The organism is Vibrio sp. J383 (genome assembly GCF_023503985.1).
GTDB lineage: Bacteria > Pseudomonadota > Gammaproteobacteria > Enterobacterales > Vibrionaceae > Vibrio > Vibrio splendidus.
This window is the reverse complement of record NZ_CP097293.1, coordinates 287,277-313,360: the sequence shown is the minus strand read 5'-3', so window position 1 is coordinate 313,360 and position 26,084 is coordinate 287,277. Positions and strand designations below refer to the sequence as shown.

At 45.7% G+C, this 26,084-nt stretch carries 20 protein-coding genes, 4 tRNA genes, 1 rRNA gene and 1 riboswitch; of the genes, 9 read left to right on the top strand and 16 right to left on the bottom strand.

Going from position 1 to position 26,084, the window contains the following annotated elements; translation table 11 throughout:
- Positions 1-95 precede the first annotated feature (95 nt).
- From M4S28_RS01480 to M4S28_RS01445, 8 genes are all read right to left on the bottom strand, one after another.
- Positions 96-171: transfer RNA gene (locus M4S28_RS01480), tRNA-Val, on the bottom strand.
- A gap of 32 nt (positions 172-203) precedes the next feature.
- Positions 204-279: transfer RNA gene (locus M4S28_RS01475), tRNA-Ala, on the bottom strand.
- Positions 280-304: 25 nt separating this feature from the next.
- Positions 305-380: transfer RNA gene (locus M4S28_RS01470), tRNA-Lys, on the bottom strand.
- 2 nt (positions 381-382) lie between these two features.
- Positions 383-458 (bottom strand) — tRNA-Glu (locus M4S28_RS01465).
- Positions 459-578: 120 nt separating this feature from the next.
- A 16S ribosomal RNA gene (locus M4S28_RS01460) occupies positions 579-2,133 on the bottom strand.
- Positions 2,134-2,665: 532 nt separating this feature from the next.
- A complete protein-coding gene (gene hemG / locus M4S28_RS01455; RefSeq protein ID WP_108196436.1) occupies positions 2,666-3,193 on the bottom strand; it encodes a menaquinone-dependent protoporphyrinogen IX dehydrogenase in 528 nt (175 codons plus the stop codon).
- A gap of 10 nt (positions 3,194-3,203) precedes the next feature.
- Positions 3,204-4,661: a TrkH family potassium uptake protein gene (locus M4S28_RS01450; protein WP_017077285.1), complete on the bottom strand. Its 1,458-nt coding sequence runs from the start codon at positions 4,659-4,661 to the stop codon at positions 3,204-3,206.
- A gap of 34 nt (positions 4,662-4,695) precedes the next feature.
- Positions 4,696-5,319 carry a YigZ family protein gene (locus M4S28_RS01445; protein ID WP_004736669.1) on the bottom strand — a complete coding sequence of 208 codons (624 nt, stop codon included), beginning with the start codon at positions 5,317-5,319 and terminating at the stop codon, positions 4,696-4,698.
- A gap of 227 nt (positions 5,320-5,546) precedes the next feature.
- On the opposite strand from M4S28_RS01445, the gene fadB reads away from it, so the two are divergent.
- The 3 genes from fadB (at position 5,547) to acuI (ending at position 10,130) form a co-directional block, all read left to right on the top strand.
- Positions 5,547-7,718 carry a fatty acid oxidation complex subunit alpha FadB gene (gene fadB / locus M4S28_RS01440; protein WP_004736670.1) on the top strand — a complete coding sequence of 724 codons (2,172 nt, stop codon included), beginning with the start codon at positions 5,547-5,549 and terminating at the stop codon, positions 7,716-7,718.
- Between the two features lie 26 nt (positions 7,719-7,744).
- Positions 7,745-8,908 carry an acetyl-CoA C-acyltransferase FadA gene (gene fadA / locus M4S28_RS01435; protein WP_016784138.1) on the top strand — a complete coding sequence of 388 codons (1,164 nt, stop codon included), beginning with the start codon at positions 7,745-7,747 and terminating at the stop codon, positions 8,906-8,908.
- Between the two features lie 241 nt (positions 8,909-9,149).
- Positions 9,150-10,130, top strand: coding sequence for an acrylyl-CoA reductase (NADPH) (gene acuI / locus M4S28_RS01430; RefSeq protein WP_249632173.1), 981 nt, complete (start codon positions 9,150-9,152; stop codon positions 10,128-10,130).
- Positions 10,131-10,234: 104 nt separating this feature from the next.
- On the opposite strand, the gene M4S28_RS01425 is transcribed toward acuI, so the two are convergent.
- Together M4S28_RS01425 and M4S28_RS01420 are read right to left on the bottom strand one after the other, a co-directional pair.
- Positions 10,235-11,176, bottom strand: coding sequence for a LysR family transcriptional regulator (locus tag M4S28_RS01425; RefSeq protein WP_102397891.1), 942 nt, complete (start codon positions 11,174-11,176; stop codon positions 10,235-10,237).
- A gap of 156 nt (positions 11,177-11,332) precedes the next feature.
- Positions 11,333-11,518, bottom strand: coding sequence for a hypothetical protein (locus tag M4S28_RS01420; protein ID WP_004736674.1), 186 nt, complete (start codon positions 11,516-11,518; stop codon positions 11,333-11,335).
- 149 nt (positions 11,519-11,667) lie between these two features.
- Here M4S28_RS01420 and tusA point away from each other — a divergent pair, with 149 nt between their 5' ends.
- Positions 11,668-11,919 (top strand): sulfurtransferase TusA, encoded by a 252-nt coding sequence (tusA, locus tag M4S28_RS01415; RefSeq protein ID WP_004736675.1) that lies wholly within the window; start codon positions 11,668-11,670, stop codon positions 11,917-11,919.
- Between the two features lie 83 nt (positions 11,920-12,002).
- On the opposite strand, the gene M4S28_RS01410 is transcribed toward tusA, so the two are convergent.
- Both M4S28_RS01410 and M4S28_RS01405 read right to left on the bottom strand, forming a co-directional pair.
- Positions 12,003-12,257: a hypothetical protein gene (locus M4S28_RS01410; protein ID WP_004736676.1), complete on the bottom strand. Its 255-nt coding sequence runs from the start codon at positions 12,255-12,257 to the stop codon at positions 12,003-12,005.
- A 151-nt stretch (positions 12,258-12,408) separates the two neighbouring features.
- Entirely contained in the window at positions 12,409-12,963 is a 555-nt protein-coding gene (locus M4S28_RS01405) for a TMEM165/GDT1 family protein (protein ID WP_017077289.1), read from the bottom strand.
- 34 nt (positions 12,964-12,997) lie between these two features.
- Positions 12,998-13,173: riboswitch (yybP-ykoY riboswitch) on the bottom strand.
- A gap of 210 nt (positions 13,174-13,383) precedes the next feature.
- Here M4S28_RS01405 and glyQ point away from each other — a divergent pair.
- The 4 genes from glyQ to M4S28_RS01385 all read left to right on the top strand — a co-directional run bounded on the left by glyQ (position 13,384) and on the right by M4S28_RS01385 (position 20,178).
- Positions 13,384-14,313 carry a glycine--tRNA ligase subunit alpha gene (gene glyQ, locus M4S28_RS01400; RefSeq protein WP_004736678.1) on the top strand — a complete coding sequence of 310 codons (930 nt, stop codon included), beginning with the start codon at positions 13,384-13,386 and terminating at the stop codon, positions 14,311-14,313.
- Positions 14,314-14,315: 2 nt separating this feature from the next.
- Complete coding sequence (gene glyS / locus M4S28_RS01395; protein WP_114634135.1) at positions 14,316-16,382, top strand: glycine--tRNA ligase subunit beta; 2,067 nt, start codon at positions 14,316-14,318, stop codon at positions 16,380-16,382.
- A 202-nt stretch (positions 16,383-16,584) separates the two neighbouring features.
- Positions 16,585-18,672 (top strand): alpha-amylase, encoded by a 2,088-nt coding sequence (locus M4S28_RS01390; protein ID WP_249632172.1) that lies wholly within the window; start codon positions 16,585-16,587, stop codon positions 18,670-18,672.
- A gap of 255 nt (positions 18,673-18,927) precedes the next feature.
- Entirely contained in the window at positions 18,928-20,178 is a 1,251-nt protein-coding gene (locus M4S28_RS01385) for a valine--pyruvate transaminase (protein WP_017087261.1), read from the top strand.
- Positions 20,179-20,408: 230 nt separating this feature from the next.
- Here M4S28_RS01385 and M4S28_RS01380 read toward each other — a convergent pair whose 3' ends face one another.
- On the bottom strand, positions 20,409-20,843 hold the full coding sequence (locus M4S28_RS01380) for an Hsp20 family protein (RefSeq protein ID WP_017080845.1): 435 nt from the start codon (positions 20,841-20,843) through the stop codon (positions 20,409-20,411).
- Between the two features lie 142 nt (positions 20,844-20,985).
- Here M4S28_RS01380 and M4S28_RS26445 point away from each other — a divergent pair, with 142 nt between their 5' ends.
- On the top strand, positions 20,986-21,108 hold the full coding sequence (locus M4S28_RS26445; protein WP_261383175.1) for a hypothetical protein: 123 nt from the start codon (positions 20,986-20,988) through the stop codon (positions 21,106-21,108).
- A 239-nt stretch (positions 21,109-21,347) separates the two neighbouring features.
- On the opposite strand, the gene gyrB is transcribed toward M4S28_RS26445, so the two are convergent.
- From gyrB to dnaN, 3 genes are all read right to left on the bottom strand, one after another.
- A complete protein-coding gene (gyrB, locus tag M4S28_RS01375; protein WP_054542670.1) occupies positions 21,348-23,765 on the bottom strand; it encodes a DNA topoisomerase (ATP-hydrolyzing) subunit B in 2,418 nt (805 codons plus the stop codon).
- 17 nt (positions 23,766-23,782) lie between these two features.
- Positions 23,783-24,862 carry a DNA replication/repair protein RecF gene (recF, locus tag M4S28_RS01370; RefSeq protein ID WP_249632171.1) on the bottom strand — a complete coding sequence of 360 codons (1,080 nt, stop codon included), beginning with the start codon at positions 24,860-24,862 and terminating at the stop codon, positions 23,783-23,785.
- A gap of 81 nt (positions 24,863-24,943) precedes the next feature.
- Positions 24,944-26,044: a DNA polymerase III subunit beta gene (dnaN, locus tag M4S28_RS01365; RefSeq protein WP_017073815.1), complete on the bottom strand. Its 1,101-nt coding sequence runs from the start codon at positions 26,042-26,044 to the stop codon at positions 24,944-24,946.
- Positions 26,045-26,084: the final 40 nt, after the last annotated feature.

The window sequence follows — 26,084 nt, the reverse complement described above, 5'->3', positions numbered from 1 at the left end:
CAGTCAGCTTTCCAAATTGTTAAAGAGCAAGAGTTTTTCAAGTTTTAAACTTTCAAAACCATTTTTAAATACTCTCTTACGAGAATGCTTAAAGATGGTGGGCGATACCGGGCTCGAACCAGTGACCCCCTGCTTGTAAGGCAGGTGCTCTCCCAACTGAGCTAATCGCCCATGATAGTTTTAATTCCTTCATGGAGAAAGAATGGTGGAGCTATGCGGGATCGAACCGCAGACCTCCTGCGTGCAAGGCAGGCGCTCTCCCAGCTGAGCTATAGCCCCATATTTTTATTTCCTTGGGAGGAAATGGTGGGTCGTGCAGGATTCGAACCTGCGACCAATTGATTAAAAGTCAACTGCTCTACCAACTGAGCTAACGACCCAATGGTATCCCGTAGGGGAGTCGAACCCCTGTTACCGCCGTGAAAGGGCGGTGTCCTAGGCCTCTAGACGAACGGGACACTGCAATTTATCTCCACTTTAAAAGTAGAAACAAACTTCGAAGAACTTGGGAGTTCTTCATCTCTTTGCTTTTCTAAACCTAATCAATCTGTGTGGACACTCATCGTGGTATCTTCGTATAAGGAGGTGATCCAGCCCCAGGTTCCCCTAGGGCTACCTTGTTACGACTTCACCCCAGTCATGAACCACAAAGTGGTGAGCGTCCTCCCCGAAAGGTTAAACTACCCACTTCTTTTGCAGCCCACTCCCATGGTGTGACGGGCGGTGTGTACAAGGCCCGGGAACGTATTCACCGTGACATTCTGATTCACGATTACTAGCGATTCCGACTTCATGGAGTCGAGTTGCAGACTCCAATCCGGACTACGACGCACTTTTTGGGATTCGCTCACTATCGCTAGCTTGCTGCCCTCTGTATGCGCCATTGTAGCACGTGTGTAGCCCTACTCGTAAGGGCCATGATGACTTGACGTCGTCCCCACCTTCCTCCGGTTTATCACCGGCAGTCTCCCTGGAGTTCCCGACATTACTCGCTGGCAAACAAGGATAAGGGTTGCGCTCGTTGCGGGACTTAACCCAACATTTCACAACACGAGCTGACGACAGCCATGCAGCACCTGTCTCAGAGTTCCCGAAGGCACACCTGCGTCTCCGCTGGCTTCTCTGGATGTCAAGAGTAGGTAAGGTTCTTCGCGTTGCATCGAATTAAACCACATGCTCCACCGCTTGTGCGGGCCCCCGTCAATTCATTTGAGTTTTAATCTTGCGACCGTACTCCCCAGGCGGTCTACTTAACGCGTTAGCTCCGAAAGCCACGGCTCAAGGCCACAACCTCCAAGTAGACATCGTTTACGGCGTGGACTACCAGGGTATCTAATCCTGTTTGCTCCCCACGCTTTCGCATCTGAGTGTCAGTGTCTGTCCAGGGGGCCGCCTTCGCCACTGGTATTCCTTCAGATCTCTACGCATTTCACCGCTACACCTGAAATTCTACCCCCCTCTACAGCACTCTAGTTCACCAGTTTCAAATGCAGTTCCGAGGTTGAGCCCCGGGCTTTCACATCTGACTTAATGAACCACCTGCATGCGCTTTACGCCCAGTAATTCCGATTAACGCTCGCACCCTCCGTATTACCGCGGCTGCTGGCACGGAGTTAGCCGGTGCTTCTTCTGTTGCTAACGTCAAGAGATAACGCTATTAACGTTACCCCCTTCCTCACAACTGAAAGTACTTTACAACCCGAAGGCCTTCTTCATACACGCGGCATGGCTGCATCAGGCTTTCGCCCATTGTGCAATATTCCCCACTGCTGCCTCCCGTAGGAGTCTGGACCGTGTCTCAGTTCCAGTGTGGCTGATCATCCTCTCAGACCAGCTAGGGATCGTCGCCTTGGTGAGCCATTACCTCACCAACTAGCTAATCCCACCTAGGCATATCTTGACGCGAGAGGTCCGAAGATCCCCCTCTTTGGCCCGTAGGCATTATGCGGTATTAGCCATCGTTTCCAATGGTTATCCCCCACATCAAGGCAATTTCCTAGGCATTACTCACCCGTCCGCCGCTCGACGCCCATTAACGCACCCGAAGGATTGTTAGTGTCGTTTCCGCTCGACTTGCATGTGTTAGGCCTGCCGCCAGCGTTCAATCTGAGCCATGATCAAACTCTTCAATTTAAGATTTTGTGACTCAACGAATACTGACTTCAAAACTAATATTCATGTAAACATGAACATGTAATTCTAAAGCTATTACCATTCCAACAGAATGGTAATGAATTGACTGTGCCAAAATTAAGTAAACTTAATTTTGTATTGGTCACTCAGTTCATTGAAATCAAGTTTGTTACCGAAGTAACTGTTACTACCTAAGTAATAACGTTTTGATATTCATCAACGAGTGCCCACACAGATTGATAGGTTTAAATTGTTAAAGAGCTTTTCCTTTTTGAGCTTCGCTCAAATCGGACGGCCATTTTAGCGATTTAAGTTTTAGTGTCAACCACTATTTTCAAAACTTTTTTCAAGCGCTTAGCTTGGCTAATTTGACCTGCTGATTCGTTTTGGTTTCTTACGAAGCCTTCCCGTTTCAACGAGGTCGCATTATAGAGATTTCGATCACACTGGCAAGCCCTTTTTGAAGTTTTTCTCGTTTTTTTATTCGTTCGATTAAAAAGAGCACAAAACGCCTCAAAAGTAGGCTTTTCTCTTACATCTCTTGCAATTTCTTAGAGAATAAAGAGACTTTTTCCCAGTTCGTATACTCAACTTCCTTGGTTGTGTCCGTTTCTCCGCCTGTCATATTCATAATGAAGCGAATCATGGTTTTATCGAACCAGTTATAACGAGGGTAATAGAGAGCACCCGCGAATACACCGATTAGAGTCGGCTGCCATGGTGACTTAAGAAGAAACTTCTTAATATAGGCACTACCTTCAGGGGTGTCTTTACCTTGGTCTTCTTTACGAGCCGTTAAGTTAACGCAGAAGAAGGCAACCTTATTGGATTGCAACTGAGCAAGGTTGGCATCAATGAACTTATATAGCTTCTTATTAAGGTGACCATAACGAATAGATGCACCAATCAACACTCTGTCGTATTGAGCAAAGTCGACATTACTAACAGTGTGCAGATCTTGAAGCTCACATTCGAACTCATTCATTTCTTCTTTTATATAGTTCAAGATCTTCTTGGTTTGCCCTTCACGGCTTGAATACAAAAATAGAGCTTTTGCCACAATGTTGTCCTTAGCTACGCCAAAACGTAGGGGTCAATAAAATTAATAAGGTGAATATCTCTAAACGACCAAACAGCATAGATACTATCAACACCCATTTAGCCTTATCATTCACATCGCCGAAGTGCATTGCCACTTCACCTAAGCCCGGGCCAAGGTTATTCAATGTTGCCGCTACGGCAGAGAAAGCACTCAGCTCATCCATCCCAGTAGCAATAAGAGCCAACATACAAACCACAAAAACCAATGCGTATGCAGAGAAGAAGCCCCAAACCGCATCAACAACACGTTGTGGTAACGCAGAACCGCCAACCTTGATGGTATAGACAGCGCGCGGGTGAACAAGACGCTTCATTTCACGAGCACCTTGCAAAGTAAGCAATAAGATTCGAATGACTTTCATACCACCGCCCGTTGAACCTGCACAGCCACCTATAAAAGAAGAGAACAGAAGCAGCACAGGTAAGAATAACGGCCACTCAGAAAAACCAGTGGTAGTGAAGCCTGCGGTCGTCGATATAGATACCGTTTGGAACAAGGCTTGATCAAAGGCATCGTAATACGAGTCATAAGAGTGGTGATTAAGCAGTAATAAGAAACAAACTAAGAACAAGACTGCTTGAATAAAGATAAAGGCGCGGAACTCAGGATCTTTCCAGTAATACTTAGGATGCACACCACCCGAAGCAAAGGCCGCAAAGTGAAGCGAATAGTTACACGCAGAGATAAGAAGGAACACGACCGTAATCATGTTGATAGCCGGACTGTTGAAATAGCCCATACTCGCGTCGTGAGTCGAGAAGCCACCAATCGCAATAGTAGAGAAGCTATGACTTATAGCATCAAAGAAGCTCATGCCGGCAAGCCAAAACGCCACCGCACAAGCAATCGTTAGACTCAGATAGATGTACCAAAGCGCTTTTGCCGTTTCAGCAATACGCGGAGTCATCTTACTGTCTTTTACAGGGCCCGGGATTTCTGCACGATATAGCTGCATACCACCGATGCCGAGAACAGGAAGGATGGCTACCGCCAATACGATGATACCCATACCACCAAACCATTGCAGGAACTGGCGGTAAAACAGAATCGCCTTAGGCAGATCATCGAGGCCGACAATAACGGTCGCGCCCGTGGTTGTTAATGCAGAGAAGGATTCGAAGAAAGCATCGGTTACCGACACATTGGGGTTATCGGCGATCAAAAACGGCAGCGCACCAGCACTACCGATTACCGTCCAGAATAAAACAACAATCAAGAAGCCATCACGCGCTTTCAATTCATGCTTATAACGTCGGTTTGGAAACCAGCAGGTTGCTCCACAGAATAAGAGAACAAAAAAGGTCGTCACAAATGGCACACCCGCACCATCTCGATAGATCAGAGCGACGAGCGCAGGTGCGAGCATTGATACACTAAAAAGTGCTAATAATAATCCGACGATTCGAATAATTGAGCGAAATTGCATGAGCTATTGAACGAAGCGAAATGCTTCACACTTCCTAGTTGTCTTTGACTTTCGTTACCAGTGCCTTAGCACCGCTTTTATTGATCATGGTTTGGGTAAACGAATCTACCTGAAGGAGCTCTATTTCAATAATAAGCTCAACTTGAACACCATAATCCGCTTGGACTTCAACAGCCTGATGCTGAGCCATGATGGATTGTGCAATCGGCACAAAGCCATAGTCTAACTCTAGCCGTAATTTTGTGGTTATTTTTTTCTCGATAGTTTGAAGCAGCTTGAGAGCTTGTTGTACTCCACCACCATAAGCCTTAACTAAACCACCAGTACCGAGCTTGATTCCGCCTGAATAGCGAGTGACTACAGCCGTTAACTCGCCAACACCTGAACCAGACAGTTGCGCCAAGATAGGCTTTCCAGCAGTACCCGAGGGTTCGCCATCATCACTAAAGCCCCACTTCATCGAGTCTTCAGGTCGCCCTGCAGCAAAGCCCCAACAGTTATGTCGCGCTGAAGAATGCTCTTTTTTTACCTGTTCAACGAACTGCTTAGCAGCTTCTACACTTGGAGTATGAGCAAGATGAGTAATAAAAACGCTCTTTTTTATCTCTTCTTCAAATAAAGCCGACGCTGACGGTATTAAATAGGGCTGTTCATTCATATCGTTAACTTAATTATTAAGAGCGGCGAAGTGTATCACGCGTGAATAATAAGGGTTAGAGGATCTGTGCTGTCGCACAATGTTAAACAATTGTTTAAAAAATGTATTGAAATTAATCAAGCAGAGGTACAGACTAGAATAACTGGTCTTACCAGGTGCTCTACAATAATAGAAAGATAACAAGATTCTCTCAAACAATCGTGGATTGTATGTCATGGAGATAGACAATGATTTACCAAGCTAACACCCTACAGGTAAAGGAATTACAAGATGGTATTGCAGAATTAAGCTTCTGTGCACCGGCATCTGTAAACAAACTCGACCTTGCAACTTTAGAATCACTAGATAAAGCGTTAGATGCTCTTAATGCTCACGCAGGATTACGTGGTTTAATCTTAACTTCAAACAAAGACGCGTTCATTGTGGGCGCAGACATCACTGAATTTCTTGGCCTATTTGCTAAGCCAGAAGCAGAACTTGATGAATGGTTAAGATTCGCTAATTCAATCTTCAGCAAGCTCGAAGACCTTCCTGTCCCAACTCTTTCAATGATGCGTGGCCATGCCCTTGGCGGCGGCTGTGAATGTGTACTCGCTACCGATTTCCGTATCGGTGACAAGACCACCAGCATAGGTCTACCAGAAACCAAACTTGGCATCATGCCTGGTTTTGGTGGTTGTGTGCGCCTACCTCGTGTTATCGGTGCTGACAGCGCGATGGAAATTATCACTCAAGGCAAAGCATGCCGTGCAGATGAAGCGCTTAAAGTTGGCTTGTTAGATGCGATTGTTGAAACAGACCAACTACTAGAATCAGCGATCAACACGGTTTCTTTGGCAGCCAATGAGAAACTTGATTGGCAGCTACGTCGCAAACAAAAAACATCAGCGCTTTCACTAAGCAAACTCGAAGCGATGATGAGCTTTACCATGGCGAAAGGCTTAGTTGCTCAAAAAGCAGGTCCTCACTACCCAGCTCCGATTACTTCTGTGATTGCAATTGAAGAAGCAGCGCGCAGCGATCGCGATGCGGCGTTAGACATTGAACGCAAACACTTCGTTAAGCTAGCAAAATCTGAAGAAGCAAAAGCACTTGTCGGTTTATTCTTGAATGATCAATACATTAAAGGCTTAGCAAAACAAGCTGGTAAGTCTGCGAATAAAGCAACTGAACGCGCAGCAGTACTTGGCGCTGGCATCATGGGCGGCGGTATTGCTTACCAGTCAGCATTGAAAGGCGTGCCAGTGATGATGAAAGACATCGCACAAGCGTCTCTTGATCTTGGTATGAACGAAGCTTCTAAGCTGTTGAATAAACGCTTATCACGCGGTCGCCTAGATGGATTCAAGATGGCAGGTATTCTGTCTTCTATTACTCCAAGTCTACATTATGCAGGTGTTGAGCAATCGGATGTGATTGTGGAAGCAGTTGTAGAAAACCCGAAAGTAAAAGCGGCAGTTTTGAGCGAAGTGGAAGGTTTGGTTGGTGAAGACACGGTTCTTACATCAAATACCTCAACGATTCCAATCAACCTGTTAGCGAAATCTTTAAAGCGCCCAGAAAACTTCTGTGGCATGCACTTCTTTAATCCAGTACACCGCATGCCTTTGGTTGAGATCATCCGTGGTGAGCATACTTCAGAAGAAACAATTAATCGCGTAGTCGCTTACGCAGCGAAAATGGGCAAATCCCCTATCGTTGTTAATGACTGCCCTGGCTTCTTCGTAAACCGTGTACTTTTCCCTTACTTTGGCGGTTTCAGCATGTTGCTACGTGACGGCGCTGACTTCACTAAAATCGATAAAGTCATGGAGCGTAAGTTCGGTTGGCCAATGGGCCCAGCATACCTACTAGACGTTGTTGGTTTAGACACAGCACACCATGCCCAAGCAGTAATGGCGCAAGGTTTCCCTGAGCGTATGGGTAAAGAAGAGCGTGATGCGATTGACGCACTTTATGTCGCTGAAAAATACGGCCAGAAGAACGGCAGCGGTTTCTACACATACAGCGTAGACAAACGTGGTCGCCCGAAGAAAACCTTCTCTGAAGACATTCTTCCTATCCTGGCTGACGTATGCCAACAGCCACAAGACTTCGATGACCAGACCATTATCCAACGTGTGATGATTCCTATGATCAACGAAGTGGTGCTTTGTTTAGAAGAAGGCATCATCGCGACACCGCAAGAAGCGGATATGGCACTGGTTTACGGTTTAGGCTTCCCTCCATTCAGAGGCGGCGTATTCCGCTACTTAGACAGTGTGGGTATTGGTAACTTCGTTGAAATGGCGAAGAGCTACCAAGACTTAGGTGCAATGTACCAAGTTCCTCAACTATTGCTTGATATGGCAGCGAAAGGCGAAAGCTTTTACGACGGCCAACAAGCCAGTTCTCTGTAACCCACATTTGGAAAAGGAATAGCAAAATGAATAATGTAGTTGTTGTTGATTGCCTTCGTACCCCAATGGGACGTTCCAAAGGTGGAGCTTTCCGTCACACTCGTGCTGAAGATCTGTCTGCACATTTGATGAAAGGCATTTTAGAGCGCAACCCAGAAGTAAACCCTGTCGAGATTGAAGACATTTACTGGGGTTGTGTACAACAAACGCTAGAGCAAGGCTTCAACGTTGCACGTAACGCTGCTTTGCTTGCTGGTCTACCGATTGAGATTGGTGCGGTAACGGTCAACCGTTTATGTGGTTCATCTATGCAAGCTCTGCATGATGCAACCCGCTCTATCATGGTTGGCGATGCTGAAATCTGCCTGATCGGTGGTGTCGAACACATGGGTCATGTACCAATGAACCATGGTGTTGATTTTCACCCAGGCATGTCTAAACACGTAGCGAAAGCGGCGGGTATGATGGGCCTAACGGCTGAGATGCTAGGTAAAATGCACGGTATTAGCCGTGAAGACCAAGATGCATTCGCAGCACGCTCACATGCTCGAGCTCAAGCAGCAACAGTTGAAGGTCGTTTCAAAAACGAAATCCTGCCAACAGAAGCTCACGCAGCCGACGGTTCACTGTTCACTCTAGATTACGATGAAGTCATTCGCCCAGAAACTACGGTTGAAGGCTTATCTCAGCTTCGCCCGGTATTTGACCCAGCAAACGGTACGGTAACAGCAGGTACTTCATCAGCACTGTCTGATGGTGCATCGGCAATGCTTATCATGAGCGAAGAGAAAGCCAACGCACTTGGCCTGAAGATTCGCGCTCGCGTGAAGTCGATGGCTATCGCTGGCTGCGATCCTTCAATCATGGGTTACGGCCCAGTACCAGCGACGAAAAAAGCACTTAAACGTGCAGGCCTAACCATCGAAGATATGGGTGTGATTGAGCTAAACGAAGCGTTTGCTGCTCAATCTCTTCCATGTGCGAAAGACCTAGGTCTACTGGATGTAGTTGACGAGAAAGTAAACCTTAACGGCGGTGCGATTGCTCTTGGTCACCCACTAGGTTGTTCTGGTTCTCGTATCTCGACGACCCTAATCAACCTGATGGAAGCACAAGACGTGAAATACGGTTTAGCAACCATGTGTATTGGTTTAGGCCAAGGTATTGCAACGGTATTTGAACGCCCATAACGGTCGTGGTTGTAATACTTGTAGGGTAATCTTTTGTGCAGCTATATTTATATAGCTGCACTTTTTATTGCTCGGCGTCCAATAATGTATCGATTCGTTCAGCGAACTTAGCGAGAGAAAAAGCACTACTCACATCTATGCACAAAACGCATAGATTCAATGTTGATGTTTCATTATTTTTTCTTCGATGATTCAACTAAAGTTACTTCAGTTTCCTAATATTCCTCCCACGGAGCAGATCATGTTTAAAGCACTTGTACTAAACCAAGAAGACAAAAAAACTATCGCATCAGTATCTCAAATTGATGAATCTCAATTACCAGAAGGTAACGTGAAGGTTGATGTGAGCTACTCTTCTTTGAACTACAAAGATGGTTTGGCGATTACAGGTAAAGGGCGCATTGTTCGTAACTTCCCTATGGTTCCTGGTATCGACCTTTCAGGTGTGGTTTCACAATCTGATGACCCACGCTACAAAGCGGGTGACGAAGTTGTTCTAACGGGTTGGGGTGTTGGTGAAGGTCATTGGGGTGGCATGGCTGAAAAAGCGAGCCTAAACGGTGATTGGTTAGTGCCAATGCCAGCGGGTCTAGACGCTAAGAAAGTAATGGCGATCGGTACAGCAGGTTTCACAGCAATGCTTTGTGTGCAAGCTATCGTAGATGCAGGCATCAAACCAGAAGACGGTGAAATCTTAGTAACAGGTGCAAGTGGCGGCGTAGGCAGCGTGTCTATTACGCTACTAAACCAACTAGGCTACAAAGTAGCAGCGGTTACTGGCCGTGCTTCTGCAAACGGTGAACTACTTAAATCACTAGGCGCGACACGCATTGTAGAGCGTGCTGAACTTGAAGAACCAGCTAAACCACTAGAAAAACAACTGTGGGCTGGTGCTATCGATACGGTAGGCAGCAAAGTACTTGCGAAAGTATTGGCACAAATTGATTACAACGGCGCGGTTGCAATGTGTGGTCTAGCAGGCGGTTTTGACTTACCAACCACAGTAATGCCATTCATTCTGCGTAACGTTCGCCTACAGGGTGTTGATTCTGTAATGTGCCCTCGAGAGAAACGTATTAAAGCGTGGGAACAACTTGCTGAGCTGCTACCTGAGTCTTTCTACGGCCAAGCGACTAAAGAAGTGTCTTTAGATGGCGCTATTCAAGCAGCAGAAAACATCACTAACGGTCAAATCACTGGTCGCGTAGTTATAAAGCTTTAGTAATCAACTAAAGCTCAAATATCTCAGAACAACAAAGGGCTGATTTTTATCAGCCCTTTTGCGTTTTGGTCATTTGGTTCGAGTAAACCAAAACTAGATCTAAGTTAACCCAAACCTACATCCGCAATACGCTTCTGAATCAACTCACCACACTCTTCTTTTACTACTCTTCTTAACCATTGTTGCGAGGCAGAAGAATCGCAGCGCGAGTGCCAGATCAGCGAGTAATCAAACGGCATAAACTCAAATGGTAATGGCTTAACAACCAAGTCATAGCGCTCTGCCACCAAATAAGCCAGATCGGCTGGTACAGTGATCACCAACGGCATTCTATCGACAATCGCCAATGCAGCTTCAAGGTGATAAGCACGCAGCACCATTTTACGTGGGTTTTGATTGGCTAAAGCATTATCTAATAACGCTTTAACACCATCACTAATCGCAATCATCGCGTGCGGGAGTGATACATAGTCTTCAAGGCTTAAAGGCTGATCCGCCAATGGGTGGTTTTTAGATAACAGACACGACACACCAACCGGCCCCAAGACCTCTTGATGAAGTGGTGCAACGCTGCCACTCGGACGACAGATCGCCATATCAACACGTTCGGTACTGAGCTGTTTAAACAAATGCTCATGCTGCAGCGGTGCAAACTCCAAAGAGATGTTCGGCGCTTGTTCATAAATCTTAGGCAATGCATAAGGCAAGATGGTTTGCATCGCGTAGTCAGTAGTCGCAATCAGAAAGCGTTCACTGCAATAGTAAGGATCGAAATCACTCGGGCTCAGCAGTTGGCGGAATGACTCTAAAGGCTGATCAATGCGCTGACTGATTTCGAGTGCTTTTTTGGTGGGAATAAGGTGCTGACCTTGGCGCGTAAACAGCGGATCGTTAAGTAGTTCTCTTAAGCGCCCTAACACTCGACTGGTTGCCGATTGACTTAAGTTAAGACGAAGCGCAGCCTGGCTAACACTGCCCTCTTCAATCAATACTTTTAAGGCGACCAATAAATTAAGGTCTCTACGATAGATGTCTTCTAATTCCACGCCACTTACCTAGTTGTATACAACTGTCATTAGTTACTAAGTTGTTTATAGCATGCTTTAGATAAAAAAAATCCCGCAATTATGCGGGGAAGCCCAAGAAAATCTGGGGATAGTGTCGGAATGTTGTCGTATCGGAATTTGCTTGTTGTATTCGGGTTAGTGCTCTTGCTCTTCGGCTATACCTTGCCAACGGCGCATCTCTACCCAAATACCAATAATCGTTGCTACTATGCCAAAGATAGGCATCAGTGAGGTCTCTGTAGATGAGCGTAAAACTAACGCACAGAAAGAAATAAAACAGAGAACTGAATAAATTGTTAATCTATCTAATCCTGTCAACATCGCCACTCCTTAGCTAGTTGCCTTTGTTTCAAGTTGTTATCAACTTGTTAACTAAGTTATAGGAAATGATTCTGTTTGCCAAGCACTTATTGCATATTTTTTCTGCAGACGTATTATTCACTCGTTAGATAGAAATAGAGATACAAACCATGACATTCAAACCTGAACTGGCAACCCATACTTTAGAAGCTGAAGGCCTACGTTGCCCGGAACCAGTAATGATGGTCAGGAAGACAATTAGAAACATGCAGGATGGCGATGTGTTACTGGTAAAAGCTGACGATCCTTCGACAACTCGAGATATCCCGAGCTTTTGTCGATTCATGGATCACCAGTTGGTAGGTCAAGCGACAGAAACGTTGCCTTACCAGTATTTGATCAGAAAAGGATTGGAGGCATAACGCCCCACCGAGCATCAAGCATCAAAAAAGCCGCTCGTACCTTATGTTCTTCAACAGAACTCAGAGTACGAGCGGCTTTTTGTTTATTCGTTTCTAGATTTATTTTGCAGATGCTCAAGCTGATGCTGAATTTCTCGGATATCTTTGCGCATAGGAATAATATGCGCCACTCGAATCCAGGCCTCTACCGCAAGCCCAGTCATGATCATCGAACCAGCCACCATTGGTAGCCACATGTCCGTCAACACCATGCCTAATAGTGTAAGTGCAAGACCAAAGGTAAATAGATAACTTTGGCTTTGTGGAGTAATACCCATATAACGCGTCAACATAATCATGCCCTCGTGTTCTTAACTCACAAGATTAAATTATCATGACAAGTATGACAGTTATATGTCCATTCGCTCGATAAACCCGACAATACTGTAAGAGTATGACCTACAACACATTACTCTACTGGTTGAGTATAATAAGACTCAATACTACCGCTTAATAGAAAGCCGCTGCGATAGCCAAACCCACGAATAACAAGGCGGTGATCTTGCGAATCAGATCAAGAGGCATCTTATCTGCCGATAACTTACCAATGATCACCACTGGCACATTCGCCAACAACATACCAATGGTAGTACCCAGAATTACCCACGTTAATGCATCAGAATATTGAGCCCCTAGAATGGAGGTCGCAATCTGAGTCTTATCGCCAATCTCAGCAATAAAGAAAGCGATAAAGCTGGCGACAAATGGGCCTCGATTCGAGATCTGCTCATCGTCATCCAACTTATCTGGAATCAGAATCCAGCCCGCCATCGCAATGAAACTGACCACCAGCACCCATTTTAAGATTTCAGGAGATAAGTAATCTGCGATAACGACACCGAGCCATGCAGCAAGAGCATGATTGGCAATGGTGGCAAAGAAGATAGCCGCTATTATAGGTATCGGCTTGCGATATCGACTGGCTAATAAAAGGGATAGCAACTGAGTCTTATCACCGATCTCGGCTAAGGCGACAGTTGTAATTGAAATTGCTAAAACGCTCACGACATGCTCATTTGGGACGGAGATTATTATATTTAACCAAAGACAAACCTCGCGCCCCATCCCGGTTCACGATGCTTGTCTAAGGTCTTGCTAAGCGCCACCAAGGTGGTGGTTGCCTCGAACGCCATGATGATTTTGCATCAATTATGTTGACGGACGAACTCATTCAATAGGATATGAATAAGTAAGCTACTCCCCAAAGACCGCGAGATTTTAATCACCCACGCTTTCAAACACAAGTGTCAAAGTTATCAAAATATCCACTTGTGCCGAAAAACAAACATTAAAGGCAAAAAAATCCACTAAACGACATTTTAGACCACTAATTAAACAAGATTACCCCTACTCGCTTTACCAATATCTCGGTATACTCAGAGGTTATTTTTCTCATTCATTTAAAAGAATCGCGCGAACCTGACTATGCAAAAATACGATATCAAAACCTTCCAGGGAATGATCCTCGCGCTGCAGGATTACTGGGCACAAAACGGTTGTACCATTGTTCAACCACTAGATATGGAAGTAGGTGCTGGCACCTCTCACCCAATGACATGTCTACGTGCACTTGGCCCAGAGCCAATGTCTACGGCATACGTTCAACCTTCTCGTCGTCCGACCGATGGTCGTTACGGTGAAAACCCGAACCGCCTGCAGCACTACTATCAATTCCAAGTAGCTCTAAAACCTTCTCCAGATAACATCCAGGAGTTGTACTTAGGCTCTCTTGAAGTTCTTGGTGTCGACCCGCTTGTTCACGATATTCGCTTCGTAGAAGACAACTGGGAAAACCCAACGCTAGGCGCATGGGGTCTTGGTTGGGAAGTATGGCTAAACGGTATGGAAGTGACTCAATTCACTTACTTCCAACAAGTTGGCGGCCTTGAGTGTAAGCCTGTAACGGGTGAGATCACTTACGGTATCGAGCGTCTAGCAATGTACATCCAAGAAGTAGACTCTGTTTACGACCTTGTATGGAACGTAGCACCAGACGGTTCTAACGTGACTTACGGTGATATCTTCCACCAAAACGAAGTTGAGCAATCAACGTACAACTTCGAGCACGCAGACGTAGATTTCCTATTCACTTTCTTCGACCAGTGCGAAAAAGAGTGTAAAGAGCTACTTGAGCTTGAGAAGCCACTGCCGCTTCCAGCTTACGAGCGCATTCTAAAAGCAGGTCACGCATTCAACATCCTTGATGCGCGTAAAGCTATCTCTGTAACAGAGCGTCAACGTTACATCCTTCGTATCCGCAACCTGACTAAAGCTGTTGCAGAAGCGTACTACGCGTCACGTGAAGCACTTGGCTTCCCAATGTGCCGATCTGTAGAAGAAAAGGAAGGTAAATAATCATGGCGAAGAATTTTCTAATTGAACTGGGTACGGAAGAGCTTCCACCAACGGCACTTCGTTCTCTAGCAGAAGCCTTTGCTTCTAACTTTGAAGCAGGTCTTAAAACGGCTGAGCTTTCTCACGAAGGCATCAAGTGGTACGCAGCACCTCGTCGTCTAGCACTTAAAGTGACCGCCCTGGCTGAAGGCCAAGCAGACAAAGTCGTTGAGAAGCGCGGCCCTGCAATTTCTGTAGCATTCGATGCTGAAGGCAACGCGACTAAAGCTGCACAAGGTTGGGCTCGTGGTAACGGTATTACTGTTGAGCAAGCTGACCGTCTGAAAACAGACAAAGGTGAGTGGCTTCTTTTCAAACAAGAAGTGGCTGGCAAACCAGTTCAAAAATTGGTAATGGACATCGCTGCGAAAGCACTGGCTGGCCTACCCATTCCTAAAGCAATGCGCTGGGGTAACTCAGACATCCAATTTATCCGTCCAGTGAAAACACTGACAGTACTACTAGGTGATGAGCTTGTTGAAGGCAAAATCCTAGGTGTAGCTTCTGCTCGTACTATCCGTGGCCACCGTTTCATGGGCGAACAAGAGTTCACTATCGACTCTGCTGACCAATACCCTGCGATCTTAGAAGAGCGCGGTAAAGTAATGGCAGATTACGATGCGCGTAAAGCGATCATTCTTGCTGATGCTAAAAAAGCAGCAGATGCGGTTGGCGGTATTGCTGACCTAGAAGATGACCTTGTTGAAGAAGTTACCTCTTTGGTTGAATGGCCAGTAGTGCTTACTGCTAAGTTTGAGCAAGAGTTCCTAAAAGTGCCTTCTGAAGCTTTGGTTTACACCATGAAAGGCGACCAGAAGTACTTCCCTGTATACGATTCAGAGAAAAACCTACTACCGAACTTTATCTTCGTTTCGAACATCGAGTCTAAAGAGCCTCGTCACGTTATCGAAGGTAACGAGAAAGTTGTACGTCCACGTCTTGCTGATGCTGAATTCTTCTTCAACACCGACCGTAAGCGCCCGCTTATCGACCGTCTTGCTGAACTAGATCAAGCTATCTTCCAGAAGCAACTGGGCACTATCAAAGACAAAACAGACCGCATCACAGAACTTGCAGGCTACATTGCTGAGCAAATCGATGCTGACGTTGAAAAGTCTAAGCGCGCAGGCCTACTGGCTAAGTGTGACCTAATGACATCAATGGTATTCGAATTTACGGATACTCAAGGTGTGATGGGCATGCACTACGCAACGCACGATGGTGAAGACGAGCAAGTAGCACTGGCACTTTACGAGCAGTACATGCCTCGTTTCGCAGGTGACACACTACCAAGCACTGGCATATCTTCTGCTGTAGCAATGGCAGACAAGCTAGACACTATCGTAGGTATCTTCGGTATTGGCCAAGCACCAAAAGGTTCTGACCCATTCGCTCTACGTCGTGCATCACTAGGTGTGCTACGTATCATCGTTGAAAACGGCTACAACCTAGACCTAACTGATCTAATCGGTAAAGCGAAAGAGCTACTAGGCGACAAGCTAACTAACGACAACGTAGAAGCTGACGTTATCGACTTCATGCTAGGTCGTTTCCGCGCATGGTACCAAGATGCTGGTTTCAGCGTTGATATCATCCAAGCGGTACTAGCACGTCGTCCAACCAAGCCAGCTGACTTTGACCAACGTGTTAAAGCGGTTTCTCACTTCCGTGAACTGGAAGCAGCAGAAGCACTAGCAGCAGCGAACAAGCGTGTAGGTAACATCCTTGCGAAATTCGATGGCGAACTACCAGCAGAAATCGATCTAGCTCTTCTTCAAGAAGACGCAGAGAAAGCGCTGGCTGAAAACGTTGAAGTAATGACAGAAGCACTAGAACCAGCATTCGCGACAGGCAACTACCAAGAAGCCCTAAGCAAGCTTGCTGATCTACGTGAACCAGTAGATGCATTCTTCGATAACGTGATGGTTATGGCTGATGACGAAGCGCTTAAGAAAAACCGTCTAACGCTACTGAACAACCTACGTAACCTGTTCCTACAGATTGCTGACATCTCTCTACTGCAAAAATAAGCACGAGTGAGACAGTTGCTCTAAGTCATACTCTGAGTAACTAACGGTAAACACCCAAAGGGAAGCGAAAGCTTCCCTTTTTGTTTTTGTGAACCAAGCATTTGTTTGTAGGCGTATTATTGATTAACTGAATGAAACAGCACTCAGACTGTAGAGGGCATTGTTTGCTATAAATAACCTGTTTATTCAGGGGAAGGGAACAATGAAAAAAACAGTACTCGCGCTTTCAATGCTCGCACTCAGCGCATGCAGCCAAACCAGTGACAATAAGCTATTACTGACAATTGATAACGACACTGTCGTATTTGAATCATCAGGTAAAGGCACCGTAATTGCAGAACAGGAACTCGCCAAAGGTAGCTATACCTTCTCTATCAGCGACGCTCAAAAGACCTGTGGTACTAACTATGCTTTGGCTGAAGAGAGTCGCATCAAATTCAATAAACCCCTTCGTCTAGACGACTGTGCCGAGAATTCTGAAATCGCCATCAAGGTCTTTCGCGCTAACACCTACCAGTTTACGCTGAACCCTCAGACCAATGAACTCACGGTTCAGATAAAGCCAAAGCAGCAACAAGTTCAAAGCTTTGCCTGCCCAGTACCTAGTGACCAGCCAACCACCATCAACGTTGCTCAAACCTTTGATGATGGCACCTTGGTAAGAGACGCCCTTTCAGGAAAACAAGTCACAGTTACCAACGGCAGCGTCACCATGCAGTCTGCAGAAAACAGCCAAGGTGTTCTGCTACTAGAGAAAGTAGAACCAGAAACCAAAGCTGATTTTAGTTGGGACAACGCCACGGTTTACTTCGTGATGACCGATCGCTTCCACAACGGTAACCCTGACAACGACAATAGCTATGGTCGCAGTCAAGATGGACAAGATGAAATCGGCACCTTCCACGGTGGTGACCTAGCAGGCTTAACCGAAAAGCTCGACTACATTGAATCGCTCGGGGCCAATGCTATCTGGATTACCTCTCCACTAGAGCAAATCCACGGCTGGGTTGGCGGTGGTGATCGCGGTGACTTCAAACATTACGGCTATCATGGCTACTACCATCAAGATTGGACTAAGCTCGATGACAACATGGGTACCGAAGACGAGCTGAAAACCTTCATCGATACAGCACACAGCAAAGGCATTCGTGTCGTTTGGGATGTGGTAATGAACCACACGGGTTACGCAACACTTGCCGACATGCAAGAGTTCGATTTTGGTAAACTCAACCTGACCGATGACCAAGCTAAACAAACGCTTGGTGAGAACTGGACCGACTGGCAACCAAAGGCAAGTCAAAACTGGCACTACTTCAATAACTTCATATCCTACAGCGACCAAGACGCTTGGGAAAAGTGGTGGGGTAAAGCGTGGTTGCGCAGTGATATCGGCGCTTATGACTCACCGGGGTACAACAACCTCACCATGTCTTTGGCTCATCTACCCGATTTCAAAACAGAATCGACAGAGACAACCGGGCTGCCTAATTTCTATCGCAACAAGTCCACCAGCGCCACGGATGAACTCAAAACACCTCGAGAGCATCTCATCACTTGGTTGTCTGACTGGGTACGTGAATATGGCGTTGATGGTTTTAGAGTCGATACCGCCAAGCACGTTGAGTTAGATGCATGGGCAGAGCTTAAAGAGAGCACTAACCAAGCGCTTGCAGAATGGAAGCAAAACAACCCAGACAAAGCCCTGGATGACCTACCTTTTTGGATGACAGGCGAAGTATGGGCACACAGCGTAGTCAAATCAGACTATTTTGCTAACGGCTTTGATTCGATCATAAACTTTGAATTCCAGAGTGATATCGCACCAAAGGCGCTCAAGTGCCTATCCGATCTTGATGCTGATTACCTTCGTTACGCAGAGAAGATCAACAACGATAGTGAGTTCAACGTGTTGAGTTACCTTTCGTCTCACGACACCTCGCTATTCTGGACACAACATGGCAGTGACTTTGCCAAACAAACCAAAGCTGCAAACGCGTTGATGCTGACTCCCGGTGCAGTGCAGATCTATTACGGTGATGAAATCGCTCGTGATTTCGGCCCAACAGGCTCCGACCCAATGCAAGGCACTCGCTCTAATATGCCTTGGGATGAAATCACAGGTGAACGAGCAGAGTTGCTGGAACACTGGCAAGCGCTTGGCCAATTCCGCCAACGCCACCCAGCGGTAGCCCAAGGTAAGCACATCACTCGTAACAGCAAGGGCTACTATGCGTTCGAACGCCAATACCAAGATGACAAGGTATTAATCGTTTATACCGGCTCAAAGTAAGCGCTGATTGAAATAACCCACAGGAATTAAAAGGAGAAGCTTCGGCTTCTCCTTTTTTGATCACGAAATACTCGTTCAATAAGAAAGCAGACACTCATTAGTTAAACTTTATAGAAGTTTTTTTCACGTTAGAGCATTTGGCGCTATGCGTCGCAAAAACATTGCGGTATGTTCAAGGAACACACTGATGGTAGACATAAGGTCTGCCTTAATGACACATAACAAGCAATCACAATGAATTAGGTAAAATAAGTAATGCAGTTCTCTAAGTTTGGTGAAAAATTTAATCGATACTCTGGAATCACTCGTTTAATGGATGATTTGAATGATGGCCTGCGCACTCCTGGCGCAATCATGCTCGGTGGTGGTAACCCAGCCGCTATCCCAGCCATGCTCGATTACTTTAACCAAGCCAGTGCCGACATGCTCGCCAGTGGAGAACTCATTGCCGCCCTCGCCAACTACGATGGTCCGCAGGGCAAAGACAGCTTCATCAAATCGTTAGCGGCGATGCTGAAAGAGACTTATGGTTGGGACATCAGCGAAAAGAACATCAGCCTGACCAACGGCAGTCAAAGTGGCTTCTTTTACCTATTCAATCTTTTAGCAGGCCAACAGCCAGACGGATCACACAAGAAAATCTTGCTACCGATCGCGCCGGAATACATCGGCTACGGCGATGCGGGCATTGATGATGATATTTTTATCTCTTACCACCCAGAGATCGAGCTGCTTGAAAACAGACAGTTCAAATACCACGTTGATTTTGAGAAGCTCAAGGTGGATGACTCGGTTGCCGCTATCTGTGCTTCTCGCCCAACCAACCCAACCGGTAACGTGCTGACCGACGAAGAAGTACGTAAACTGGATAAACTGGCGCGTGAAAACAACATCCCGCTACTGATCGATAATGCCTATGGCCTGCCGTTTCCAAACATCATCTTTGAAGATGTCGAGCCGTTCTGGAATGAAAATACCATTCTGTGCATGAGCTTATCTAAACTTGGTTTGCCTGGTGTGCGCTGCGGTATCGTGATTGCGAGCGAAGAAGTAACACAAGCTCTGACCAACATGAATGGCATCATCAGCCTAGCACCCAATAGTGTTGGTCCTGCGATTGCTAACCACATGATTGAAAAAGGCGATTTACTGCGCTTAAGCAGCGAGGTAATCAAACCTTTCTATAAAGATAAATCTCTACGTGCAGTTGAGCTTTTACAAGAAGCGATCGATGACCCTCGCTTCCGTATCCACAAGCCTGAAGGCGCGATTTTCTTATGGCTATGGTTTGATGAACTGCCGATTACCACCATGGAGCTGTACGACCGCCTCAAAGCTCGTGGCGTATTGATTGTTCCGGGTGAATACTTCTTTATCGGCCAAGAAGACGAGTGGGATCATGCCCATCAATGTCTACGCATGAACTATGTGCAAGATGATGAGGCGATGCAGAAAGGCATTTCAATCATTGCTGAGGAAGTGAAAAAGGCTTACTCAGAACAGTAATCTGAGCTTTTAGCTTACTGTAACCCAAATACAAAAAGAGCACCGACCTTCTTCAAGGTACTGGTGCTCTTTCACTTCTACTTCCCGATAATGTTTGTCACTTGAATACCCTAAATAATTGGGGGTTCAGCTAGGCGACTAGAAAATTCAGCCCTATGAGCATAGGGAACCTATGTAATTAGGGGGAATTTACGACGTCAACAACGCTGTAGCTTCAAGTATGACGGGTATTAGCCTTCTAGTAGGCTATTACCGTTGATAGCAATCTTACGCGGTTGCATCGCTTCTGGAATTTCGCGTTCTAGGTCGATGTGAAGAAGACCATTTTCCATACTTGCACCTACCACTTTTACGTAGTCAGCCAGTTGGAATTTACGTTCGAAATCGCGCTCTGCAATACCTTGATATACGAAGGTTTTCTCTGCTTCAGCTTTACGCTCACCTTTCACAATTAACATGTTCTCTTTTTGAGTAAGATCTAATTGGTCATCTGCAAAACCAGCGACTGCCATAGTAATACGGTAGTTATTCTCGTCTTTTTGCTCGATGTTATACGGAGGGTAACCGCCAGAAGTATTTTTCGATGTGTTCGCTTCCATCATATTGAAAAGACGATCGAAGCCGATTGCGTTGCGGTAAAGTGGTGTGAAATCTACAGTTCTCATAATGCTATCCTTTTAATAAGCAATAGTCTTAGCTGTGATTTTTACTGAGATCGAACCTGTGAGTGATCCAGTAAACAGCTAAGGGATTCAGTTCGCATTCCTCGGGTTTCACCTCTATTGGCGACAACGCTGGGACATGGCAATGAATCAATTTTTAAATTGTGAGCTGCCAAAGTTATCCTCTATTGAGCGATACTTCGTTAGCGGTAATGAAGGTTCTGTTTCTTCTCTTGTAGAGCAAGACAGTCATCCTCTTCACAACTAGATATGTGGATTGAGCAAATCAGTTTCAAGCGTCTATTTTCAATTATTTTTCCAATCCAATATTTTTCAATCACTTAAAAACAAAAAAGACCGTCATTTCTGACAGTCTTTTCAATAAGATATTGAGTTTTTTGAGACGAAGCTATTTCGTTTTAGTTCAAGGAAGAGGCGCGGAGCATACGAATGTATGTGAGCACCTCTGACACAGAAATTAAGCGAAAGAGCGAAGTATCAAAGGTACTAAACGTCTAGGTTTGCTACTTTCAATGCATTCTCTTCGATGAAGTTACGACGCGGTTCTACTTGGTCGCCCATCAACGTTGTAAACAACAGGTCAGCACCAACAGCATCTTCAATCGTTACTTGCATCATACGACGAGTTTCAGGATCCATCGTTGTTTCCCAAAGCTGATCAGGGTTCATCTCACCTAGACCTTTGTATCGTTGTAGGCTCAGGCCACGACGAGACTCTTTCACTAACCAGTTCAGAGCTTCAACAAAGCTAGAAACCGCTTGAGTACGCTCACCACGCTTGATGTAAGCGCCTTCTTCAATCAAGCCGTCAAGCGCTTCAGAAAGGTCTGCTAGCTTACCAAACTCTTTCGAGTTGATAAGGTCAATGCTGAGTACATGTTCGTGAGTAACACCGTGTGTACGCACTACAATCTTAGGAACGCTTAAACCTAGCTCTTCGTGTTTTTCAACTTCAAGAGAATATTGGCTCGCACCCGCTTCTTTGCCGTTTAGCTGCTCTACAAGCTGCTTACCCCAAGCTTCAACTGCCGCTTCATCATGACACTGCTCAGCGGTTAGGCGAGGTACATAAATCAGTTCGTGAATCAGTGCTCGTGGGTAACGACGGCTCATACGATCAACCAGCTTAATACCTGCATTGTATTGATGAACAAGCTTCTCTAAGCCTTCACCAGTAAACGCAGGTGCTTCAGGGTTTACGTGCAATTCTGCATTATCCAAAGCCAAAGATACTTGATATTGGTTCATCGCATCTTCATCTTTGATGTACTGCTCTTGCTTACCCTTCTTCACTTTGTAAAGCGGTGGCTGAGCAATGTAGATGTAACCACGTTCAATCAACTCTGGCATTTGACGGTAGAAGAACGTCAGTAGCAGGGTACGGATGTGAGAACCATCGACATCGGCATCGGTCATGATGATGATGTTGTGGTAACGCAGTTTATCTGGGTTGTATTCGTCACGACCAATACCACAACCAAGTGCTGTGATGAGCGTTGCAACTTCTTGAGAAGAAAGCATTTTATCGAAACGTGCTTTCTCTACGTTAAGGATTTTACCTTTAAGCGGTAGGATTGCTTGGTTCTTACGGTTACGCCCCTGCTTAGCTGATCCGCCAGCAGAGTCTCCTTCCACAATATATAGTTCAGACAGTGCAGGATCTTTTTCCTGACAGTCAGCTAGTTTACCTGGAAGACCCGCTAAATCTAATGCGCCTTTACGACGTGTCATCTCACGAGCTTTACGCGCTGCATCACGAGCACGTGCTGCATCGATAATTTTCGAACAAACGATTTTCGCTTCACCTGGGTTCTCAATTAAGAACTCAGACAGTTTCTCACCCATTGTAGACTCAACCGCAGACTTCACTTCCGAAGAAACCAGCTTGTCTTTAGTTTGGCTTGAGAACTTAGGATCTGGCACTTTCACCGAAACAATCGCTGTCAAACCTTCACGAGCATCATCACCTGATGTTGAAGTCTTCGCTTTCTTCGAGAAGCCTTCTTTGTCCATGAAGCTGTTCAATGTACGTGTTAGTGCACCACGGAATCCCGCTAAGTGAGCACCACCATCACGCTGAGGGATGTTGTTGGTGAAACAATAAATATTTTCTTGGTAACCGTCATTCCATTGCATCGCAACTTCAACGGTAATACCGTCTTCACGCTCATGATCGAAATGGAATATTTTCTGGATAATTGGTGTTTTGTTGGTGTTTAAGTGCTCAACAAACGCTTGGATACCGCCTTCGTATTCGAAGTGATCCATTTTGTCTTCTTCGCGCTTATCAATTAGCTTAATTGATACACCTGAGTTCAAGAATGATAGCTCGCGTAGACGCTTAGCTAAAATATCGTAATGGAACTCGATGTTAGTGAAGGTTTCTTCACTCGGCCAGAAACGAATCTCTGTACCTGTTTTGTCCGTGTCACCTACAACCGCTAGTGGCGCTTGAGGCTCACCGTGGCAGTATGTTTGAGTGTGGATTTTGCCACCACGATGGATAGTAAGAGTAACTTGCTTAGAAAGTGCGTTAACTACTGAAACACCAACACCGTGCAGACCACCAGATACTTTGTACGAGTTATCATCGAACTTACCACCAGCGTGAAGAACCGTCATGATTACTTCTGCTGCTGATACTTTTTCTTCTGGGTGCAATTCAGTTGGAATACCACGGCCGTCATCGCTTACTGACACAGAACTATCTTCATGGATAGTTACGATGATGTCATTACAGTGACCAGCGAGTGCTTCATCAATAGAGTTATCTACCACCTCAAAAACCATGTGGTGCAGACCGGTACCATCATCCGTGTCGCCAATGTACATTCCAGGACGCTTACGTACCGCATCCAGACCCTTCAGTACTTTAATACTCGATGAATCGTAATTATCTGACATAGTTACTCTCTGACTAATTATCCTTGCTCTATTTTGCCATGTTCCACATGAAACATCCTGCTATTTTCGTCATGCATATCTGCAATCTGATCAACGGTAATAGAGCTTACAAAAACTTGAGCCTTGGTCGCCTTTAAACACTCAGCAAGACGTGCTCGGCGTTGGCTATCTAATTCGGAAGCAAAGTCATCTATCAAGTAGATGCACTGCTTACCTGTCATTTGAGTGAGGTGTTGCCCTTGTGCTACTCGTAGCGCGCACACCATCAACTTCAACTGACCTCGTGACAAGACATCTTCCACTGGAGTGCCGTTCACTTTTATCTTTAGATCCGCTTTGTTTGGCCCACTAAAGGTGTAACCAAGCTGCTGATCCCTTTCAAAATTCTTTTCTAATATCTCGGCGTATGGGGTGTCTTTATCCCAGCCTCGATAGTAGTTAATATTTATCTCAAACTCAGGTAAGAAGGTTGCACAGATTTCTTCGGCGACTTCTTTAAGCTGTTCAACGTACGTGGCACGCCACTGGCTGATGCTTTCAGCTAAACGGGCTAATTCTTGATCCCAATAGCTCAGTTCTCGATAGTTCGTCGCCGTTTTCAATAATGCATTACGCTGTTTATTGAGGCGCTTTACCCTGCCCCAAGCATCATAAAAACCCGACTCACTGTGGAAGACTCCCCAATCAATGAATGCGCGGCGATGCTTAGGTCCATCGGTTAGTAAATCAAACCCTTCGGGGTGAATCAACTGCAAAGGTAAGACTTGAGCTAACTGAGCCAATTTTTGCCCAGTTTGACCGCTTATTTTAACCTCTGTGGTGCCATCGCGCTGCTTATTAATGCCAATTGGCAGCTCAAATTGATCCGAGGTCATAAAACGGCCATGGACAAACAGTTCGCTACACTCATTTTGAATGATACGACCGGTTAAGGAGCTTTTGAACGAGCGACCATGTCCGAGCAGATACACCGCTTCAAGGACGCTGGTTTTGCCGCTTCCGTTAGCCCCTATAAGAAAGTTAAAGCCTGATGACGGTTGAATGTCACAGGCTTCAATATTTCTAAACTGCTTTACGATTAAGCGCGATAAAGGCATAACGTCTTCATATTAATCTTCAATCACGGCTCGATAGACAAACGTTGTTGATAAGCAAACATAATGTATAAATAAACACAGTTACAAACGAATCGGCATAACAACGTACATCGCGCTGTCATCTTGTGCGTTTTCAATCAACGCACTCGCATTCGCGTCTGACATTGAGATTCGAACCTGTTCACAACGCAGTGTGTTCAATACATCCAATACGTAGCTTACGTTGAAGCCAATCTCTAGCGCGTCACCGTCGAAGGTGACGTCTAGCACTTCTTCCGCTTCTTCTTGTTCTGGGTTGTTCGCCGTAATACGCATCTCGGTATCGACAAGATTAACGCGAACACCACGGAATTTTTCATTCGACAGAATCGCAGCACGAGAAAACGCTGAACGTAACTCATCGCAGCCGGCTTCTAATGTCTTAGTGGTATTTTGTGGCATTACGCGGCGATAATCAGGAAAACGACCATCAACCAGCTTAGAAGTGAAGACATAGTTGTTCACTTCAGCACGCACGTTAGAGTTACCAATCTGCAGCGTTACTGGCTGTTCAGGAGCATCGAGTAGCTTCACCAACTCTTGCACACCTTTACGAGGAACAATGATCTGCTTCTGAGCAAAATCAGCACCCAGTTGCGCTTGAGATACCGCCATACGGTGACCATCAGTTGCAACACTACGTAAGATAGAACCTTCAATCTCAAACAACATACCGTTGAGGTAGTAACGAACGTCTTGGTTCGCCATTGAGAATTGTGTTTTCTCGATAAGACCGCGCAATTCAGCTTGTGTCACTGACACTTCAACTTCACTGCTCCAATCTTCAATATTTGGAAAATCTGCCGCAGGTAATGTTGCCAATGAGAAACGGCTACGACCAGAACGAACCTGAACACGGTCACCATCCAATACCACAGTGATCACTGAGCTATCTGGCAAACCGCGACAGATATCTAGGAACTTACGTGAAGGTACGGTAATGCTGCCCGCTTCGAAATCACCTTCAAGCGTTACACGGCTGATCAATTCAACTTCTAGATCCGTCGCTGTCATCGACAACACGTTATCTTCTACTTTAATCAGTAGGTTTCCTAGAATTGGAAGCGTTGGCCTGCCACCGAGTGCGCCAGATACTTGTTGTAATGGCTTTATCAGGTGACTACGTTCAATGGTAAATTTCATATCTTGCTCTTACGGTCTAAATGGCACTGCGTAATAGTAC

What these genes read in the sequence shown, in the direction of transcription:
- M4S28_RS01450 (WP_017077285.1), bottom strand. Translation starts at nt 4,661, where the DNA reads ATGCAATTTCGCTCAATTATTCGAATCGTCGGATTATTATTAGCACTT.
- glyQ (WP_004736678.1), top strand. Translation starts at nt 13,384, where the DNA reads ATGCAAAAATACGATATCAAAACCTTCCAGGGAATGATCCTCGCGCTG.
- M4S28_RS01445 (WP_004736669.1), bottom strand. Translation starts at nt 5,319, where the DNA reads ATGAATGAACAGCCCTATTTAATACCGTCAGCGTCGGCTTTATTTGAA.
- tusA (WP_004736675.1), top strand. Translation starts at nt 11,668, where the DNA reads ATGACATTCAAACCTGAACTGGCAACCCATACTTTAGAAGCTGAAGGC.
- M4S28_RS01380 (WP_017080845.1), bottom strand. Translation starts at nt 20,843, where the DNA reads ATGAGAACTGTAGATTTCACACCACTTTACCGCAACGCAATCGGCTTC.
- recF (WP_249632171.1), bottom strand. Translation starts at nt 24,862, where the DNA reads ATGCCTTTATCGCGCTTAATCGTAAAGCAGTTTAGAAATATTGAAGCC.
- M4S28_RS01390 (WP_249632172.1), top strand. Translation starts at nt 16,585, where the DNA reads ATGAAAAAAACAGTACTCGCGCTTTCAATGCTCGCACTCAGCGCATGC.
- dnaN (WP_017073815.1), bottom strand. Translation starts at nt 26,044, where the DNA reads ATGAAATTTACCATTGAACGTAGTCACCTGATAAAGCCATTACAACAA.
- glyS (WP_114634135.1), top strand. Translation starts at nt 14,316, where the DNA reads ATGGCGAAGAATTTTCTAATTGAACTGGGTACGGAAGAGCTTCCACCA.
- gyrB (WP_054542670.1), bottom strand. Translation starts at nt 23,765, where the DNA reads ATGTCAGATAATTACGATTCATCGAGTATTAAAGTACTGAAGGGTCTG.
- M4S28_RS01420 (WP_004736674.1), bottom strand. Translation starts at nt 11,518, where the DNA reads ATGTTGACAGGATTAGATAGATTAACAATTTATTCAGTTCTCTGTTTT.
- M4S28_RS01410 (WP_004736676.1), bottom strand. Translation starts at nt 12,257, where the DNA reads ATGATTATGTTGACGCGTTATATGGGTATTACTCCACAAAGCCAAAGT.
- acuI (WP_249632173.1), top strand. Translation starts at nt 9,150, where the DNA reads ATGTTTAAAGCACTTGTACTAAACCAAGAAGACAAAAAAACTATCGCA.
- fadB (WP_004736670.1), top strand. Translation starts at nt 5,547, where the DNA reads ATGATTTACCAAGCTAACACCCTACAGGTAAAGGAATTACAAGATGGT.
- M4S28_RS26445 (WP_261383175.1), top strand. Translation starts at nt 20,986, where the DNA reads ATGAATCAATTTTTAAATTGTGAGCTGCCAAAGTTATCCTCTATTGAG.
- fadA (WP_016784138.1), top strand. Translation starts at nt 7,745, where the DNA reads ATGAATAATGTAGTTGTTGTTGATTGCCTTCGTACCCCAATGGGACGT.
- M4S28_RS01385 (WP_017087261.1), top strand. Translation starts at nt 18,928, where the DNA reads ATGCAGTTCTCTAAGTTTGGTGAAAAATTTAATCGATACTCTGGAATC.